Source organism: Streptomyces sp. SD15, from assembly GCF_054462255.1.
Genome location: NZ_JBTLMO010000046.1, coordinates 25,786 through 42,062 on the forward strand (window position 1 = coordinate 25,786; position 16,277 = coordinate 42,062).

Annotated in this window: 17 protein-coding genes and 3 pseudogenes; 16 read left to right on the top strand and 4 right to left on the bottom strand. The window is 69.0% G+C overall.

All coding sequences use genetic code 11. From position 1 onward, the window contains the following. The first annotated feature begins 250 nt into the window (after nt 1-250). From allB to ACX28W_RS33730, 3 genes are all read left to right on the top strand, one after another. Nucleotides 251-1,588: an allantoinase AllB gene (gene allB, locus ACX28W_RS33720; protein ID WP_459003802.1), complete on the top strand. Its 1,338-nt coding sequence runs from the start codon at nt 251-253 to the stop codon at nt 1,586-1,588. 51 nt (nt 1,589-1,639) lie between these two features. After that, nucleotides 1,640-2,755, top strand: a complete 1,116-nt coding sequence (gene alc / locus ACX28W_RS33725) for an allantoicase (protein ID WP_459003803.1) — start codon at nt 1,640-1,642, stop codon at nt 2,753-2,755. Between the two features lie 117 nt (nt 2,756-2,872). Further along, nucleotides 2,873-3,907, top strand: coding sequence for a hypothetical protein (locus ACX28W_RS33730; protein WP_459003804.1), 1,035 nt, complete (start codon nt 2,873-2,875; stop codon nt 3,905-3,907). A gap of 12 nt (nt 3,908-3,919) precedes the next feature. Here the strand turns inward: ACX28W_RS33730 and ACX28W_RS33735 are convergent, their stop codons facing one another. Beyond that, on the bottom strand, nt 3,920-4,669 hold the full coding sequence (locus ACX28W_RS33735; protein WP_459003805.1) for an SDR family oxidoreductase: 750 nt from the start codon (nt 4,667-4,669) through the stop codon (nt 3,920-3,922). A 102-nt stretch (nt 4,670-4,771) separates the two neighbouring features. Between ACX28W_RS33735 and ACX28W_RS33740 the strand changes: the two are divergent. From ACX28W_RS33740 to ACX28W_RS33765, 6 genes and pseudogenes are all read left to right on the top strand, one after another. Then, nucleotides 4,772-5,290 (top strand): annotated as a pseudogene (locus ACX28W_RS33740) (AIM24 family protein); the annotation flags it as partial. Nucleotides 5,291-5,333: 43 nt separating this feature from the next. Then, complete coding sequence (locus ACX28W_RS33745; protein WP_459003806.1) at nt 5,334-5,942, top strand: dihydrofolate reductase family protein; 609 nt, start codon at nt 5,334-5,336, stop codon at nt 5,940-5,942. Between the two features lie 125 nt (nt 5,943-6,067). Beyond that, nucleotides 6,068-7,480: an alpha/beta hydrolase family protein gene (locus ACX28W_RS33750; RefSeq protein ID WP_459003807.1), complete on the top strand. Its 1,413-nt coding sequence runs from the start codon at nt 6,068-6,070 to the stop codon at nt 7,478-7,480. Between the two features lie 180 nt (nt 7,481-7,660). Further along, nucleotides 7,661-8,566 (top strand): DMT family transporter, encoded by a 906-nt coding sequence (locus ACX28W_RS33755; RefSeq protein ID WP_459003808.1) that lies wholly within the window; start codon nt 7,661-7,663, stop codon nt 8,564-8,566. 41 nt (nt 8,567-8,607) lie between these two features. Continuing rightward, a complete protein-coding gene (locus ACX28W_RS33760) occupies nt 8,608-8,856 on the top strand; it encodes a MerR family transcriptional regulator (RefSeq protein ID WP_459003809.1) in 249 nt (82 codons plus the stop codon). A 36-nt stretch (nt 8,857-8,892) separates the two neighbouring features. Further along, nucleotides 8,893-9,132: a hypothetical protein gene (locus ACX28W_RS33765; protein WP_459003810.1), complete on the top strand. Its 240-nt coding sequence runs from the start codon at nt 8,893-8,895 to the stop codon at nt 9,130-9,132. A gap of 245 nt (nt 9,133-9,377) precedes the next feature. Here ACX28W_RS33765 and ACX28W_RS33770 read toward each other — a convergent pair whose 3' ends face one another. Beyond that, nucleotides 9,378-10,535 (bottom strand): alpha/beta hydrolase, encoded by a 1,158-nt coding sequence (locus ACX28W_RS33770; protein ID WP_459003811.1) that lies wholly within the window; start codon nt 10,533-10,535, stop codon nt 9,378-9,380. 232 nt (nt 10,536-10,767) lie between these two features. Between ACX28W_RS33770 and ACX28W_RS33775 the strand changes: the two genes are divergently transcribed. Further along, complete coding sequence (locus ACX28W_RS33775) at nt 10,768-11,451, top strand: transposase (protein WP_459003812.1); 684 nt, start codon at nt 10,768-10,770, stop codon at nt 11,449-11,451. On the opposite strand, the pseudogene ACX28W_RS33780 reads toward ACX28W_RS33775, so the two are convergent. Then, nucleotides 11,399-11,907 (bottom strand): annotated as a pseudogene (locus tag ACX28W_RS33780) (hypothetical protein). The gene ACX28W_RS33775 and the pseudogene ACX28W_RS33780 sit on opposite strands and share 53 nt — an antisense overlap. 440 nt (nt 11,908-12,347) lie before the next feature. Here ACX28W_RS33780 and ACX28W_RS33785 point away from each other — a divergent pair. The 4 genes and pseudogenes from ACX28W_RS33785 to ACX28W_RS33800 all read left to right on the top strand — a co-directional run bounded on the left by ACX28W_RS33785 (nt 12,348) and on the right by ACX28W_RS33800 (nt 14,316). Beyond that, complete coding sequence (locus ACX28W_RS33785) at nt 12,348-13,187, top strand: enoyl-CoA hydratase/isomerase family protein (RefSeq protein WP_459003813.1); 840 nt, start codon at nt 12,348-12,350, stop codon at nt 13,185-13,187. Nucleotides 13,188-13,312: 125 nt separating this feature from the next. Further along, a pseudogene (locus tag ACX28W_RS33790) lies at nt 13,313-13,469 on the top strand (citrate/2-methylcitrate synthase); the annotation flags it as partial. 172 nt (nt 13,470-13,641) lie between these two features. Then, nucleotides 13,642-13,782 carry a hypothetical protein gene (locus tag ACX28W_RS33795; protein WP_459003840.1) on the top strand — a complete coding sequence of 47 codons (141 nt, stop codon included), beginning with the start codon at nt 13,642-13,644 and terminating at the stop codon, nt 13,780-13,782. 330 nt (nt 13,783-14,112) lie between these two features. Next, entirely contained in the window at nt 14,113-14,316 is a 204-nt protein-coding gene (locus ACX28W_RS33800) for a hypothetical protein (RefSeq protein ID WP_459003814.1), read from the top strand. Between the two features lie 39 nt (nt 14,317-14,355). Here ACX28W_RS33800 and ACX28W_RS33805 read toward each other — a convergent pair whose 3' ends face one another. Then, complete coding sequence (locus ACX28W_RS33805; protein ID WP_459003815.1) at nt 14,356-14,751, bottom strand: guanyl-specific ribonuclease; 396 nt, start codon at nt 14,749-14,751, stop codon at nt 14,356-14,358. Between the two features lie 279 nt (nt 14,752-15,030). Here ACX28W_RS33805 and ACX28W_RS33810 point away from each other — a divergent pair, with 279 nt between their 5' ends. After that, entirely contained in the window at nt 15,031-15,369 is a 339-nt protein-coding gene (locus tag ACX28W_RS33810; protein WP_459003816.1) for a CU044_2847 family protein, read from the top strand. Beyond that, complete coding sequence (locus tag ACX28W_RS33815; RefSeq protein ID WP_459003817.1) at nt 15,366-16,193, top strand: S1 family peptidase; 828 nt, start codon at nt 15,366-15,368, stop codon at nt 16,191-16,193. The genes ACX28W_RS33810 and ACX28W_RS33815 overlap by 4 nt, the downstream gene beginning before the upstream one ends. Nucleotides 16,194-16,277: the final 84 nt, after the last annotated feature.

Below are 16,277 nucleotides of genomic sequence, written 5' to 3' on the forward strand. Positions count from 1 at the left end.
GTGATGCAGCCTACCCGGCAGTCGGTTGACTCCTTGGTTGCGCACGGTTACGTTCTGCTGTGTGGAATTATAATTCCGCGTTGCGGAAACGTCCAGAGGGGGCGCATCGGGGGCAGAGTGAAGAAGCGCGCTCTTGACGGCGCGAGGGCTGGAGTGAAGACTCCTTCAACAGAACGTTGAATTCCGTTACGTGGAAGTTAACAGGGTTGACAGCGGTATCGGGAGTCAACAGCGGCAGAGAGGGGTCCGGGTGTCCGACGTCGAACTGGTGCTGCGCTCGACGCGCGTCATCACTCCCGAAGGGACACGCGCCGCCTCGGTCGCGGTCGCCGCCGGGAAGATCACGGCCGTACTCGCGCACGACGCCGACGTACCGGCCGGTGCCCGCCTGGAGGACTTCGGTGACGATGTCCTCCTCCCCGGCCTCGTCGACACCCACGTGCACGTCAACGACCCCGGCCGCACGGAATGGGAGGGCTTCTGGACCGCGACGCGCGCCGCGGCCGCCGGCGGCATCACGACCTTGATCGACATGCCGCTCAACTCCCTCCCGCCGACGACGACGGTCGACAACCTCCGCACGAAGCGGGAAGTCGCCCGCTCCAAGGCCCACATCGACGTCGGCTTCTGGGGCGGCGCGCTGCCCGACAACGTCAAGGACCTGCGCCCCCTGCACGACGCGGGCGTCTTCGGCTTCAAGGCGTTCCTGTCGCCGTCCGGCGTGGACGAGTTCCCGCACCTCGACCAGGACCGGCTCGCCGGGTCCCTCACCGAGATCGCCGGATTCGGCGGCCTGCTGATCGTGCACGCCGAGGACCCGCACCACCTCGCCGCCGCCCCCCAGAAGGCCGGCCAGAAGTACGGCGACTTCCTCGCCTCGCGCCCGCGCCACGCCGAGGACGCCGCCATCGCGAACCTCGTCGCCCAGGCCAAACGCCTGCACGCGCGCGTGCACGTGCTGCACCTGTCGTCCTCCGACGCGCTGCCACTGATCGCCGCGGCCAAGGCCGAGGGGGTACGGATCACCGTGGAGACCTGCCCGCACTACCTCACCCTCACCGCTGAGGAAGTCCCGGACGGCGCCAGCGAGTTCAAGTGCTGCCCGCCCATCCGCGAGGCCGCCAACCAGGACCTGCTGTGGCAGGCGCTGGCCGACGGCACGATCGACTGCGTCGTCACCGACCACTCGCCGTCCACGGCCGACCTGAAGACCGACGACTTCGCGACCGCCTGGGGCGGCATCTCCGGCCTCCAGCTGAGCCTTTCGGCGGTCTGGACGGAGGCCCGGACGCGCGGCCACGACCTCGAGGACGTCGTCCGCTGGATGTCCGAGCGGACGGCGCGGCTGGTGGGGCTCCGTCAGAAGGGCGCCATCGAGGCGGGCCGCGACGCCGACTTCGCGGTCCTCGCACCCGACGAGACGTTCACTGTCGACCCGACGGCCCTCCAGCACCGCAACCGCGTCACGGCGTACGCGGGCAAGACCCTCAGCGGTGTCGTGAAGTCCACCTGGCTGCGCGGTGAACGCATCGTGGTCGACGGTGAGTTCACCGAGCCGAAGGGTCAACTGCTCACTCGTAGCACCTGATCGAATCCCGCACCCGCAGCGGCCGACACCTGAAAGGCAGACCTGATCACCGTGACGGCGATTCCCAGCTTTACCGGCGACGCGAACCCCTACGGAGGCGGCGACCCGTACGCGGACCACCGCACCGCCGACTTCCCGTTCACGCAGTACGCCAACCTCGCGGACCGGCAGCTCGGCGCCGGCGTCATCGCCGCCAACGACGAGTTCTTCGCCCAGCGCGAGAACCTGCTCGTGCCCGAGCGCGCCGAGTTCGACCCCGAGCGCTTCGGGCACAAGGGCAAGGTCATGGACGGCTGGGAGACCCGCCGCCGACGCGGCGCCTCGGCCGAGCATCCGTGGCCGACGGCCGAGGACCACGACTGGGCCCTGATCCGCCTCGGCGCGCCCGGCGTCGTACGAGGCCTGGTGGTCGACACGGCCCACTTCCGCGGCAACTACCCGCAGGCGGTATCGGTCGAGGGCGTGTCGTTCCCCGGCTCCCCGTCGCCCGAGGAGCTCCTCGCCGACGACGTGAAGTGGACGACGCTCGTGCCGCGCACGGCGGTCGGCGGTCACGCGGCGAACGGCTTCGCCGTCTGCGTCGAACAGCGTTTCACGCACCTGCGCCTCAACCAGCACCCCGACGGCGGCATCGCCCGTCTGCGCGTGTACGGCGAGGTCGTACCCGACCCGAAGTGGCTCTCCGCGCTCGGCACCTTCGACGTCGTCGCCCTGGAGAATGGCGGCCAGGTCGAAGACGCCTCCAACCTCTTCTACTCGCCCGCCACGAACACCATCCAGCCGGGCCGCTCCCGCAAGATGGACGACGGCTGGGAGACGCGCCGGCGCCGCGACACCGGCAACGACTGGATCCGCTACCGGCTGGTCGCCCAGTCCGAGATCCGCGCGATCGAGATCGACACGGCGTACCTGAAGGGCAACGCGGCGGGCTGGGCTTCGGTGTCGGTGAAGGACGGCGAGAACGGCGACTGGACCGAGCTCCTGCCCCGCACCCGCCTCCAGCCCGACACCAACCACCGCTTCGTCCTCGCCGCACCCTCCGTCGCCACCCACGCGCGCGTGGACATCTTCCCCGACGGCGGCATCTCGCGACTGCGACTGTTCGGCTCACTGACGGAGGCGGGCGCCCTGGGCCTGACGGCCCGGCACCAGGAGCTGGGCGGCTGACCCTCCGACACCGTGGGGCGCACCGGCTGTACGGCCTGGGTGCGCCCTGCGCGCCGTCGTGTTCCGCTAGGTTGAACTACCGTTTGTAGGCGGGAAGTTCGCGCCCAGGGAGATGCGATGGCCGTTCTGCTCTACTACCCGTTGGTGACCCCGCCCACGGAGATCGTCCATCAGGCGCTGCTCTACTGGGACGGCGTCGCCTCGGTCGTACCGCGAGACTCCGAGATCTACGACGCCGCGGTGTCGGCGGAGCTGAAGGACCTGAAGCAGCGAGGCCTGTACAAGCCGCTCACCTTCGGCCGCGACTCCATGGACTCGCTGGACGACCCCCAATACCGGGGCGCATTCCGTGGCGGTCTGGCCTCCCAGGTGCTGCGGGAGGAACTGCGCCGGCTTTCCTGGGACCCTGGCTGGCGTGAGTTCCGAAACCGTGACCGGCAGGCGCTCCCACCGGCCGCTGTCATCTACGGCTCCAAGCTGAGCTATTGGCTCGAGCGGGAGCTGCTGGACCTCGACCTGGCCGTGCCGAACCGTGAGCGCGGCTTCTGGAGTCTGACCGTGCCGGCCGAGGTCTGGGAGCTGATCATCGGCGTCACGGTGCCGGAGCTGGCCTGCGGCAACCGCGCGTCGTACGTCCCGTACACCGACGACGACGTGGCGTCCAGCTGGGCCTTGAGTGCCCCCGCACAGGACCGTGTGCCCGCCTGGGAGGTTGAACTCGGCAAGCTGCTGCCCGTCCCCGCCCCTGGCACCGCGACCGCCGACGTCCTCGCCTTCCGTGAGCGCTACGAAGACGAACGGCTGCGCCTGATGCGCGCCCTGCACCGCATGCTCGGAGACCTGCGGCGGGACTACGACCATCCCGCCGACGTCCTGGCGCAACTGGAAGTGGAACTGAAGCAGGCGGTGAAGGACTACGGGGGAGCGGCGAAGAGCAGCCGGATGGCGTGGGTGAGCAGGAGCGTCACGGTCACGGTGGGGGTGGCCGCCGCGGCCCTGGGCGCCCTGGTGGTGCCCGACCTCGGGTGGCTCCTGGGCGTCGGCGGCGGCTACGCGATCAACGTGGCGACCCGAGAGATCCGCCCGCTGAGCAAGGCCCGCGACGACCACGACTTCAGCTATGTGCACCGGGTGGAGCGGGGCCTGTCCTGAATCCCTCGGCCGTCAGGCGGCGTGCCCGCCGTCGACCGCGAACTCCGCCCCCGTGACGTACCCGCCCCCGGCTCCCGCCAGATGCGTGACCATCGACGCCACCTCCTCCGCGGTCCCGAAGCGTCCCAGGGCGGTCATCGCCGCCTGGGCCGGAGCGTACGGCCCGTCGGCCGGATTCATGTCCGTGTCGATCGGGCCGGGGTGCACGATGTTCGCGGTGATCCCGCGCCCACCCAATTCCCGTGCGAGCGCCTTGGTCAGACCGATCAGTGCCGACTTGCTCATGGCGTAGAGCGTCCCGCCCGGCCCCGGTACCCGCTGCGTCATGCACGTGCCGATGGTGACGATCCGGCCACCGTGCTCCATGCGGGCGGCCGCGGCCTGGGAGGCCAGGAAGACCCCGCGGACGTTGACGGAGAGCACCCGGTCCACGTCGGCGAGGGACAGCGAGTCCAGGGGACCGAGCACCCCCACCCCCACGTTGTTGACGAGCACGTCGAGCCGCCCGAACACCTCGACCGCCCGCCCCACCGCCCCGACGGCCTCCTCCGCGTCCGAGGAGTCCGCACACAGGGCGAGCCCCCGTCGCCCGAGCGCCTCGATCCTCCGTACGACGTCCGCCGCGGCCTCCTTGTCCCGCACATACGTGACCGCCACGTCCGCGCCCTCCGCGGCGAGCCGCAGCGCGGTCGCGGCCCCGATCCCCCGGCCGCCGCCGGTCACCAGGGCCACCTTGCCGTTCATGGTTCCGTGAGTAGTCATGGATCCATCCCAGCGGCCAAGGCGCACGGACGCTGGCGGCAAATGGACACCACATTCTCGTTGGGCTGAAACTCTCCCCTCCGCTTTCCGCGTTCCCCTGTCGTGACTCTTGAGCAAGACATCGTCGGCAACGCCATGCAGATGGCGGTCGTCACCCTGCGTCCCGGCCAGACCGTGTACTGCGAGGCGGGCAAGTTCCTCTTCAAGACCACGAACGTGACCATGGAGACCCGGCTCTCCGGGCCGGCGGGCGGCGGCAGCGGCCAGCAGTCCGGCGGAGCCGGTGGCATGGGCGGCATGCTGCGCCAGGCCATGGGCACGGCGATGCAGGTCGGTCAGCGTGCGCTCGCGGGCGAGTCGCTGGCGTTCCAGTACTTCACGTCGACCGGCGGCGAGGGAACCGTCGGCTTCGCGGGAGTACTGCCAGGCGAGATGCGCGCGTTGGAACTGGACGGCACGCGCGCGTGGTTCGCGGAGAAGGACGCGTTCGTCGCCGCCGAGTCGACCGTCGACTTCGGCATCGCCTTCCAGGGCGGGCGCACCGGCCGTAGCGGCGGCGAGGGCTTCGTCCTGGAGAAGTTCACCGGACGGGGCACGGTGATCATCGCTGGCGCGGGCAACAGCTGATGACGACAGACCCCACCGAAGGAAGAAGGCACCCGTCATGGGCAAGCTCACCCTCACCAGCTTCGTCACCCTCGACGGCGTCTACCAGGCTCCCGGCGGCCCTCAGGAGGACCTCCGCGGCGGCTTCGAGCAGGGCGGCTGGAGCGTCCCGTACGGGGACGACGACTTCGGACGCTTCATGATCGACGTCTTTTCCCGTGTCGACGCCTTCCTGCTGGGCAGGCGCACGTACGAGATCTTCGCCGGCTACTGGCCGAAGGTCACCGACCCCGCCGACCCGATCGCCTCCAAGCTCAACGGCCTGCCGAAGTACGTCGCCTCGTCGAGCCTGACCCAGGCCGACTGGAACGCCACGACAGTGATCAGTGGCGACCTCGACAAGGAGGTCACGGCGATCAAGGACGCCACCGAAGGCGAGCTCCAGGTCCACGGCAGCGGCGCCCTCGCCCAGTCCCTGTTCGCGCTCGACCTGGTCGACACCCTGCACCTGCTGACCTTCCCGGTCGTACTCGGGGCCGGCCTTCGCCTCTTCGCCGAGGGCGCGGTCCCCACCGCGTTCCGGCACATCGGGGGCAGCACCACCGGCTCGGGCGTCGCCATCCACACGTACGAGCGGGCAGGCCGCCCCACGTACGGCAGTTACTAGATGTATTGATCACGGGGCGAGCGGCGGCCTTCAGCCGGCCCGCAGGGGAACCCGTGGCCCCGTTCGGGGGAGGCCGGTGCGTGGTGCGCGGGGGTCCGGTTACCGGAGTCGTACGTTCATGTCGTATGACGACCGTATTCGGAGACCGTGCGCACACGCCCACCCGTCGCACCGCACTTGCCGGGCTCGTCGGCGGAGCCGGGGCCGTGCTGGCCGCCGGGTGCACCCCGTCGGGGGCGACGCCCGCGAGCGCGCCCACACCCAGCCCCACGGCGACGGCCTCCGGCCCGGCCGGCGGGCCCACGCCGGGGGTGATGACGCTGTTCAAGGACCCGGCGTTCAACTTCAGCGGGCTCATGGCGCTGGGCGGCTCCGGTTCGGGCGCCGGTGAGGTGGGCGAGGTGCTCACCGCCGTGAACACGATCAACAAGGCGGGCCTCTCCTCGCAGTCGTACGTCGAGACCTTCAGGAAGCTCGGCGACCAGCTCATGGCGGCGCCCGAAGGTGGCAAGCCCGACGATCAGACCACGCGCTTCCGTGCCTTGCGGGCCGCGCAGTACTACGGCCAGGCACTGTTCTTCGTCCTCGGCTCCGACGACCCCGGCAGCGAGGAGCAGCTGTACAAGGCCGGACGCGGTGCCTGGGACACGTTCTGCGACCTGTGCGATCCGGCACCGGTGAAGACGAACGTCCCGTACGAGAAGACGCCGCTGCCCGTGTGGTTCTTCCGGCCGGACGAGTCCGAGCGGCGCCGCCCCACCGTGATCCTCACGAACGGCAGCGACGGCCAGAACGTCGACATGTGGACCTACGGCGTCCCGGCCGCCCTGAACCGAGGCTGGAACGCCCTCGTGTACGACGGGCCGGGCCAGGGGCAGCTGCTCTTCGTGGACCGGGTGGTCTTCACGCCGACCTGGGAGAAGGTCGTCACCCCGCTCGTCGACTGGCTGGTCGCCCGCCCGGACGTGGACACCGAGAAGATCGCCCTGACCGGGCTGAGCATGGCGGGCGACTTGGCGCCCCGGGCCGCGGCCTTCGAGGACAGGCTCGCCGCCGTGGTGGCGATGCCCGGCTGCCTGACGCCCTGGCTGGGCTTTCCTCCTGAGATCCGGGAGATTCTCACCCCGAGCAAGGAGGAGACCAACAACATCTGGAACAAGGAGGTCGTTCCCGAGTTGCCTCCGGCCGATGCCGCGACGATGAAGAAGCGCTTCGAGCCCTTCTCCGTGCCGGCGATGCTCGACGCCCGCAAGGGCAAGATCTTCACCGACTTCTACACCCCCGCGAAGGGCGTCGAGGCGCTGGACATCACGGACGTCGTCGGCCGCATCAAGACGCCCACGCTGGTCCTGGACTACGAGGACGAGCAGTTCTATCCCGGCCAGGCACGTCAGATGTTCGACAAGCTGACCTCTCCCAAGGACTACATGAAGCTCACTGCGGCCACCGGCGCACAGCTGCATTGCTCCCCGATGGCCCCGCAGCACCACTGCGAGGTCGTCTTCGACTGGCTGGAGGAGACGCTGTCGGCCCGCTGACTTCCGCACCATGTGCCTGCGCCGGCGCGACCGCAGCCACGTCCGATCCGCCACGCCCCCGCAGGCACCCGCCGAACAAAACGGTGTAGCCCTCACGCACTCCCGCCGGTACGGTGATCGTCCCCGTGCGAGCCGCCGCCGTCTCCACGCCTGCCCGCACGCACGCTGGAGACCGCTCTCATGTCGTCGATCGCCGTAGCCGGCACGCTCGCGCCCCGTCGCGCCTGGCTCACCGACCTGCCCGTACTGTTCGTCGCGGTCGTGTGGGGAGCCAGTTATCTCGCGGCCAAGGACATCACCACCGCGCAGACGGTGATCGCCGTCCTGGTGCTGCGTTTCGGGATCGTGCTGCCGGTACTGGTGATCGCGGGGTGGCGGGCGCTGCGTGCCCTGACCGCCGCGCAGTGGCGCGGGGCCGCGGTGCTCGGGCTGATCCTGAGCGGGATCTTCCTGCTGGAGACGTACGGCGTCGTGCACACCTCGGCGACCAACGCGGGCCTCATCATCAGCCTCACCATGATCTTCACGCCGCTCGCCGAAGCGGCCGTGACCCGCGTCCGACCCCCGCGTGCCTTCCTCGCCGCGGCCGGGATCTCCGTGCTCGGCGTCGTCCTGCTCACCCAGGGCGGCGGCTTTACCAGCCCCTCGCTGGGTGACCTGCTGATGCTGCTCGCGGCGCTGGCCCGGACCGTGCACGTGCTCGCCATGTCCCGCATCAAGTCCGTCCAGGGAGCCGACGCACTGCCGCTGACCACGGTCCAACTCGGCGCCGCGGTGGCCGTGTTCGCGGTGCTCGCGACCGGGGTCGACGCCACGCCGTGGGGCACGGCGACGGGCTTCGGGGCGCGGGAGTGGGGCGGGTTGCTGTTCCTCGCCGTCTTCTGCACGCTCTTCGCGTTCTTCGTGCAGATGTGGGCCGTGCGCCGGACCTCACCGTCCCGGGTCAGCCTGCTGCTCGGCACCGAGCCGCTGTGGGCCGCCGCCGCGGGGATCGCCCTCGGCGGGGAACGCCTCGGTGCGTTGGGGCTGGTGGGCGGCGTCCTTGTCCTCGCCGGGACCGCGTGGGGGCGCCGCGCGGCAGGTTAACTCCCCGATCCGGGTACCGGACCTACGACGCTGCCGCGGTCGTGCGACTGATCCGGATCCACACCCTGGCAGATGCCGGCGTGCCGCCGGCCAGGGTGCAGGAACTCCTCGACGCCGGCCCGGAGGAGTTCGCCGATGGCGTCCAGGAGATCGACAAGGACCTGCGTGCCGAGATCCGGCGGCTGCAGGGCACGCGCAGACGGCTCGCCCGGCTCGCCGCCGGAGAGCACCTGGCGCTCCCCCAGAGCGTCGTGGACTACCTTGACCGGCTGCGCGGCCCCGGTGTCTAGGAGCGGTACATCGAGCTGGAGGGGGATGCCTGGATCATGATCGCCGCCCAGGTGCCGCACCTGATCGACGCCGTGATCGCCAAGAAGCACGAGCAACTGGACGACCCCGACATGGTGAGGCTCTACAGCTTTCTCAGAGGGGCGCTCGACCGGCCGGCCGACGATCCGCGGGTCGTCGAGGTCGCCGACATCCTGGAGCGCCTGAGTCTGCCGTGCAGATTGTCTGGCAGGGCGGATTCGGGGTTTTCCGCTCGACGTCGCCGGTGTTGCTCGTAACGTCGCGCAGGCCAAGCCGGGCCGTGTCTCCAAGGCCGTCCTCGTCTCGGCCGTGCCCCCGGTCATGGTCAAGAGTTCTAGAAGGACGCGGTGCACATCGGACACTCCACCGGTGGCGGCGAGCTCGCGCGCTCAGGCTGAGGGCGTCGGTCAGCACGACGTCGTCGGCGACGTAGGTGTCCATGTCGTGGCCGGTGGCGGTCTGGCTGGAGCGGGGTGGTCGACTCCGGATGCGTGGCTTTCCCTCACTTGCCGGCGACGGGGGTCGTCGGCGCGTAGAGCGCTTGGTGAAGGGTTGCCGTGGTCTGGGCGAGTGCCTCCTTGTTGGCCTGCGTGTCACGCAGCGCGTTCAGCATCATGAAGTCGTGGGTGACTCCGCTGTAGTGCGACGAGGTCACCTGCACCCCTGCCGACCTCAGCTTCGCGGCGTAGGAGTTGGCCCCGTCCAGCAGCACGTCGGAGTCGGTGATCACCAGGGCCGGCGGCAGACCGCGCAGCTGTTCGACGGTTGCCTTCAGCGGTGAAGCCAGTGGGTTGGAGCGGTCGGCGACCTTCGGCGCGTAAGCGTTCCAGAACCACTTCATGGCGGGCCGGGCGAGCCAGCAGTTCTCCGCGTATCGGTGGTACGACGCCGTGTCGAAGTTGGCGTCGGTGACCGGGTAGAGCATGACCTGCTGGCGGAAGTGCGGGCCACCGCGCTGCTTGGCCATCAGCGTGACCGCGGCGGTCATGTCGCCACCGACGGAGTCACCGGCGACGGCCAGTCGGCTGGAGTCCAGGCTGATCTCGGCGCCGTGGGCGCCGACCCACTTGGCGACGGTGTAGGCCTGCTCGACCGGGACCGGGAACTGGGCCTCGGGAGAAGGCGTGTAGTCGACGAACACGACCTCGGCGCGGGCGCCGTTGGCGAGTGCGCGGATGAGGCGCTCGTGGGTCTTGAAGTTGCCGAGCACCCAGCCGCCGCCGTGGATGTAGACGATGCCGGGCAGCGTCCCCTTGACGCCCGCGGGGCGCACGATGTGCACGTTGACCGGGCCGGTAGGGCCGCCCGGCACGGTGCGCTGGGTGATCTGCGCGGGCAGCATCGGGACGGGGCCCGCCTGGAGCTTGTTCAGCACGTCCCGGGCGGCCGGGTACGACAGGTCGTACAGCGGCTTGCCGCCAGCGGCCGCGAGCTGGTCCAGGAATTCTTGGTCGATCGTCTCCAGCTTCTGCGGCGGGTTGCCGCACGACACGTACTTGGCGTCCTTGGCCACCGCCGCCATGTCGCGGTCGGTACCGGAGACGGCACCGTCACGGGCGGTGCCGCAGGCGCTCATTGTGGTGGCTGTCGCGGTCAGGAGTGCTACCACGGCGACGTGGCGCAGGCGGCGGGCCTTGGGCACGCTGTGTATCGCTCTCATGTCTGCGGATTCCCTACGTGAAGGAGTTGCCCCCTCCGTAACTGTGGCGGCACCGTGCGGCCTACACCACCAGCGTTAGGCCAGACGGGGGCTGCAACACGGTGAGCTTTGGGAGATGGCGTGAGAAGCCGTATCTCAACCGATCTTGGAACGTGTGGATCGAACGGAGTTCCTGGTCGGGTGATCTTCCGGCGGTACGCGCATGAAGGCAGGGCCTCCTCATAGCTCGGGGGTGCGACCCCATTCCGAGCGGTTCCCGGAGGCCCTGTTGTCGTTGTTGTGCGCGCCCGAGCCCGTTGACTTCAACTCGCCCGCCGTGTCGTGCGATTGCCTCGCGCACGTGTACGGCAACGCGGCCGATCATCTCGATCGGGTCCGTGAGCGCGAGGGCCGTGAGGCCGAGCCCACGGCGGGGATCATCGACGCGCAGTCGGTGCGGGCCGCCGCGACGGTGCCGGCCGCCTCACGCGGCTACGACGGCGGGAAGAAGGTGCCGGACCGCAAACGGCACATGGTGACCGACACTCTCGGTCTGCTCCTGGTCGTCACGGTCACCGCCGCGAACATCGGCGACCGGGACGCCGCGGCAGGCCTGCTGAGACGGCTGCGCCGCCTGCACCGCGACCTCACCCTCGTCCGGGCCGACGGCGGCTACACCGGCTCCCTCGTCGGCTGGTGCCGGGACAAGCTCGCTCTGACCTTGGAGATCGTCAAGCGCACCGACGACATGGAGGGGTTCGTGGTGCTGCCGAGGCGGTGGGTGGCAGAGCGTACGTTCGCGTGGTTGATGAACTCCCGCCGTCTGGCCCGGGACTACGAGACCCTGCCTGCCACCAGCGAGGCGATGATCCGGTGGTCGATGGTCACGCGGATGAGCCGGCGTCTGGCGCGGCCACGGGCCGCCGGCCGGCGCTGAATGCCCCCGACGCCTCCAGCAGGAGCACCCGCGCTCGGCCAGGCGCCGGGCTTTCGACCGCACCCCCTCGACCTTCGCCGGCGTCGCCCCAAGGCCCAGCTCCACCGCGATCTCCTTGGCTCGAAGCGGTCCGTGACCCGTGGATCGCTGCTGTTCCAGCACGCCCAAAATCCGCTGATAGTCCGGCGCCAGAACCGTCACCGGCAGCCCTTCCCGCCAGGGCGGCACTGTCGAGCCCGGCACCGGCGCAAGCGACGGCGCCGCTTCCTCCTCCTCGGTCGTGGTCACGGCACTGGACTCCGCCGCAGAGACTGCCAGGGCCTCGACCAGTTCCTCCCGCGCGATCACCCGCCGGTCCAACTCGATCTCCGCGGCCTCCAACACCTCAGCCAACCGCGCGACTTCCTCCCGCAAACCCTCCACCCGTACGCGGGCAGCCGCCTCCCGCGAAACCAGCGCAAAGTTACGGTCATCAGGAGATCGAGGCCGTAAGCCGGCCGCGAATCGGGCCTGGGCCTTCGTCCTTGGAACGGGTGACGGGAATCGAACCCGCGCTCTGAGCTTGGGATCACTGCCTTCTTCACTCGGATTCCGGTCTGACCTGTGACGACGGTGCTACAGCGAACCCTTACCGACCTGTCGGGCATGCATCGGACAGATATTCGATTCCAGCTCGGTCCGGACCACCCCAGGGAGCCCACTGGCGAGGGGTGCCATAGCATGGCAAAACCTGGCGAAAGGCTCACTTTCAAGCCCGGGGCGATCTGGCGCGGCGCGATGAGCTTCGGCCGGGTCACCATCCCCGTTCCAGGTCGTCGCAACCGCCGAATCCCACGACATCACCCTGCACCGCGTCCACGAGAAGGACGGGGCTGAGCGATGACAGGAAGACCGAGATGACCGCCTCGTACGAAACCATCAAGACCAGGCTGGATGGCACCGTTCTGTCTGCCACGTTCAACGCGCCGCCGATGAACCTCATCGGTCCCGAGGTCGTGCGGGACCTGGTCGCACTGCTCGAGGAACTGTCCCACCCGACTGCCCCACGCGTGGTGATCTTCGACAGTGCGGACGCCGACTTCTTCTTCCCGCACGTCGACATGACGAAAGTCCCCGAGTACACCGCTGAGGCCGCGAAGGCCGGAGGCCCTGGCGATGCCTCCCTCGGAATGCTGTTTCGCAAGCTGAGCCGGCTCCCGGCTGTCACCATCGCCAAGCTGCGCGGCCGTGCCCGGGGCGCGGGCAGTGAGTTCCTCCTTGCCTGCGACATGCGCTTCGCCTCCCGGGAGAACGCCATCCTGGGCCAGCCCGAAGTGGGAATCGGAGCACCCCCCGGCGCGGGCGCGATCCAGCACCTCACCCGTCTGCTGGGCCGGGGCCGTGCACTCGAAGCCGTGCTGACGTCGTCGGACTTCGACGCCGACCTCGCCGAACGCTATGGATGGGTCAATCGTGCGGTCCCTGACGCCGAACTGGACGACTTCGTAGCAGGCATCGCCGCGCGCATGAGCGGTTTCCCCCGCGATGCGCTGATCGCAGCCAAGTCGGCAATCAACGCCATCAGCCTGCCGGCTCCTGCCGAAGTACGCGCAGACGCCGCGCTGTTCCAGCAACTCGTCCGAGGCGAGAAAGTACAGCAGCGCACGGCTGAGCTGTTCAAGCAGGGCTTCCAGACCCGTGGTGCCACCGAACTCGAACTCGGAGAGGCCCTGGGCCACTTGAAGGCCGTCGACTGATGAAGAATTGCCGTGAGGTCGGTGGAGTGAGTTTGGTCGGTGGCCTGCCCGGTCTGGGGTCGAGCGTGATCGGGAGGCCGAGCCGACCGGCAGGGGGCGTGAGGCCCACTCGGATGAAACGGCACGCGGCCATGGCGGCCGTACCGACGCTGCTGACGGCGCTGTATCGCCAGGGTCAGGGCCTGGACCGGTCGAGCCCCGTGAGGACTGCCGTACGCCGCGAACTACCTCTACATGCTGACGGGTTCGGAACCGGACACGGGCCGGGCAAGGGCGATCGAGCACAGGACGCCGACGCTTGCCGGCGTGGTGAAGACCTGCTGCGAGCGGACTTCCGAGGGCCCGCGTCGTAGTAGGCGTTGTCGATCGTGGTGTGCCTGCTCCAGGGGCCTGCGGCGGCCGATGGGTGGACGCGGCCGCGGAGGCGAGGGACAAGGCGCTCGAGACAGGAGCAATGGGCGTCGATGCCGCCAGAGGCCTCGGCAACGAGACCCTCGACCGGGCCAGCTCGGTAAAGGGCAAGCTCTCCAGCGGGATCGCCGAGCGAGCGCGCCGTCGGCGCGGGGACGAGGAGGAACGCGACGAGGAAGGCTGAGTGAGCGCCGGCCGTCAGCCACGCGCGCAGCCCGACTACACCCTCAACTGCGAAGAGCCCCTCTTGTCACCTGCAGGACAAGTCTCGCCTTCCTTGTGACTGCGCATTGTGCACGGCGACACTGACAGCCGTGCCGTGGCTGGCAGAGCGTCGGCGGCATGCGGGGCGTGTGGAGATCTTGGCCGGCGTCAGGTAGCAGCGCGCCTTCCCGAGGACGCCTGCTGGTGGGCGACAACGCGGTTCTCAGCACGCGGGCCACCGGACCTCGACCGGATGCACCTCGCCCCGCGGCCGATGAGAGTGGGGGGTCCGCGGGGCGAGGAGCCTTGCATGAAGCAGGTGCTGGAGTTTCTCCGTGTGATCGCCGTCATTCAGGGCGTGGCAGGCCTGGTGTACGAGTTCACCGGCTGGCTGCGCGGCTGGGGCCTCGTACAACGGCTCGACTTCCTCGACGGCCGCGAGATCTACGGGAGCATCGCGCTGCTGGTGCTGTCGTTCGCGCTGTTCGCGGCCGCCGAGAGCCGGAAGCCTTGATGAGCACACGCCGGGCTTCCGGCGAACGCCTCGTACTGGTCAGCAGCTGTAGTTGACCAGCTTGAACGAGGCGTAGTGGTCGGAGGTGTAGTAGTCCTCCTGGTTCTCCTCACCGGTGACGATGCGACGGGCACCGCGCGTGGACGAACCGGGCGTGATCACTGTGTACTCGTGATAGTAGCCAGTGGACTGGCTGGGAAGGATGCCTTCCCGGTTCTGGAAGACGCTGCCGTCCTGCGAGTAGGGGAAGGGACCGCCCTGCTCGATCAGTTCCAGCGTGTCGTGTGCCTGGGACGGCAGGCTGCCGTAGCAGATGCTGCCGACTGCCGCGGCGGACGTGTCCGCGGCGTTGGCGGTGACGGTGCCGCCCACAAGGAGGGCGGACAGGACGGCGGCTGCGGCGCCGATGCGAGTGATTCGTGGGGGGAATCTCATGGGGCCATGATGACGCGCGTAGACGGTGGCATGTCAATGTCAAGTTCGAAGATTTTCCCGTCAAGTCCGATGAGTTTTCGGGAAGTTAACCTGCCGCATGACGTCTCCATGCCGTGTGCGCGTCCGGCCCCTGGAGGCCTTGGCACTGTTCGTCGGCGTGGCCTGGCCCCCGACCAGCTCTCTCGCTGAAGAGAGCAAATTCGTCACACAGATGTCGGCACGCGAGCTCGCGGGACTACGCTGAGGCGGTCGGCCTGGTCGTGGGGGAGGGGCTCCACTATGGGGGAATTGCCGCAGGTAACTGCCGTACCGCTGGTGCGAGTTGAAACCGTGGAGCTCGATGGACACGGAACCAGGCAGATTGGGAGCAGGACACGCCAGTCCGCGCCGCTGGCTGACCGCTCGGAGGAGTTGGGGGAAGCGATCGTGCAGGCGTCGGCGATCGCGCAGGAATCTCTTGCCCAGGTGCCGGAACGGCACGGCTGGTCCGTCACGAGCATGCAGGTGGTCTTCGGGCTCACGCTGGCGGCCGAGGCCGGGGTGATCCTTTCGAAGGCATCGGCGGAAGCCTCGTTCGAGGTGACGCTCACCGTGCAACGGACCACTGGCGCGCCATGACCGAACGGCACTACTGGGTGCGGATCAGGAAGGGCGGCCGTCCTCTCGGCGCAGGCTTCCTCCTGACGCAAGAGTTCGTGCTCACGGCCATGCATTGCGTACGGGAGCTGTCGTCGGACGACTGTCGCGCGGAACTCGAACTGCCGGACGGGCGGCTCATTCCCGGGCGGCTGTGCGACTCGGTCAAGGGCGCCGACCTTGCCCTGATAGCCGTCGACGACGCGCGGTCCCACGAGCTGCCACTGGCTCCGAAGACGGATTGGCCGCGTCCGAATACGAGGTGGCGCGTCACGTACTGTCCGCCGGGAGAGTCCACACAGCTGAGCGGATACGTGACGCATGAGCCGGTCGACTACCCCAGCCTTGCAGGCGGCGGGTTCAAAGGCGTCCAGCTGACGGTGGAGCAGGAGCTGGGGACCTACGCCGGGTACTCCGGAAGTCCCGTGGACACCGACCCAAAACGTCCGGTCGTGGGGATCCTGATGGAGGAGCAGCGCAGTCGCGAAGACCCCAACAGGGGGAGCAACGTTCTGTTCGCTGCGTCTGTACAACACGCAATGGATCAGTTCCCGCAATTCAGAGTCCATCGGCTGCGCGACTGGATCCTTGCTGCAGAACCGCCGTCCAGCGGGTCCGCCTCGGACGACAGTGACACTGCGCCCGATTGGATACCTGCGCATGAGGCCGATGTTCTTCTCAAGCGGCTGAAGCAATGGGAGGAGGGCGGCTACATCACGGCGGCGGAAGCCGCGGAACAACGGCGCCGGACGTTGCAACGGCTTGGAGACCTCGCGTTGGGAGGGGACCTCGATGAGCGTGGGTGAGACCTCCCCATCTCGGTGGCAGCGGCGAATCGATGCCGCCGAAGCGGCGGTGCGAGGTGATCGGCAGGCCTGGGCCGAACTGCA

Excerpts from the sequence above, each read along its gene's own strand:
- ACX28W_RS33735 (WP_459003805.1), bottom strand. The coding sequence starts at position 4,669 with ATGACTACTCACGGAACCATGAACGGCAAGGTGGCCCTGGTGACCGGC.
- ACX28W_RS33805 (WP_459003815.1), bottom strand. The coding sequence starts at position 14,751 with ATGAGATTCCCCCCACGAATCACTCGCATCGGCGCCGCAGCCGCCGTC.
- ACX28W_RS33765 (WP_459003810.1), top strand. The coding sequence starts at position 8,893 with ATGATCGCCGCCCAGGTGCCGCACCTGATCGACGCCGTGATCGCCAAG.
- ACX28W_RS33795 (WP_459003840.1), top strand. The coding sequence starts at position 13,642 with ATGGGCGTCGATGCCGCCAGAGGCCTCGGCAACGAGACCCTCGACCGG.
- ACX28W_RS33750 (WP_459003807.1), top strand. The coding sequence starts at position 6,068 with ATGACGACCGTATTCGGAGACCGTGCGCACACGCCCACCCGTCGCACC.
- ACX28W_RS33755 (WP_459003808.1), top strand. The coding sequence starts at position 7,661 with ATGTCGTCGATCGCCGTAGCCGGCACGCTCGCGCCCCGTCGCGCCTGG.
- ACX28W_RS33800 (WP_459003814.1), top strand. The coding sequence starts at position 14,113 with ATGAAGCAGGTGCTGGAGTTTCTCCGTGTGATCGCCGTCATTCAGGGC.
- ACX28W_RS33815 (WP_459003817.1), top strand. The coding sequence starts at position 15,366 with ATGACCGAACGGCACTACTGGGTGCGGATCAGGAAGGGCGGCCGTCCT.
- ACX28W_RS33745 (WP_459003806.1), top strand. The coding sequence starts at position 5,334 with ATGGGCAAGCTCACCCTCACCAGCTTCGTCACCCTCGACGGCGTCTAC.
- ACX28W_RS33810 (WP_459003816.1), top strand. The coding sequence starts at position 15,031 with ATGGGGGAATTGCCGCAGGTAACTGCCGTACCGCTGGTGCGAGTTGAA.
- ACX28W_RS33785 (WP_459003813.1), top strand. The coding sequence starts at position 12,348 with ATGACCGCCTCGTACGAAACCATCAAGACCAGGCTGGATGGCACCGTT.
- ACX28W_RS33730 (WP_459003804.1), top strand. The coding sequence starts at position 2,873 with ATGGCCGTTCTGCTCTACTACCCGTTGGTGACCCCGCCCACGGAGATC.
- ACX28W_RS33770 (WP_459003811.1), bottom strand. The coding sequence starts at position 10,535 with ATGAGAGCGATACACAGCGTGCCCAAGGCCCGCCGCCTGCGCCACGTC.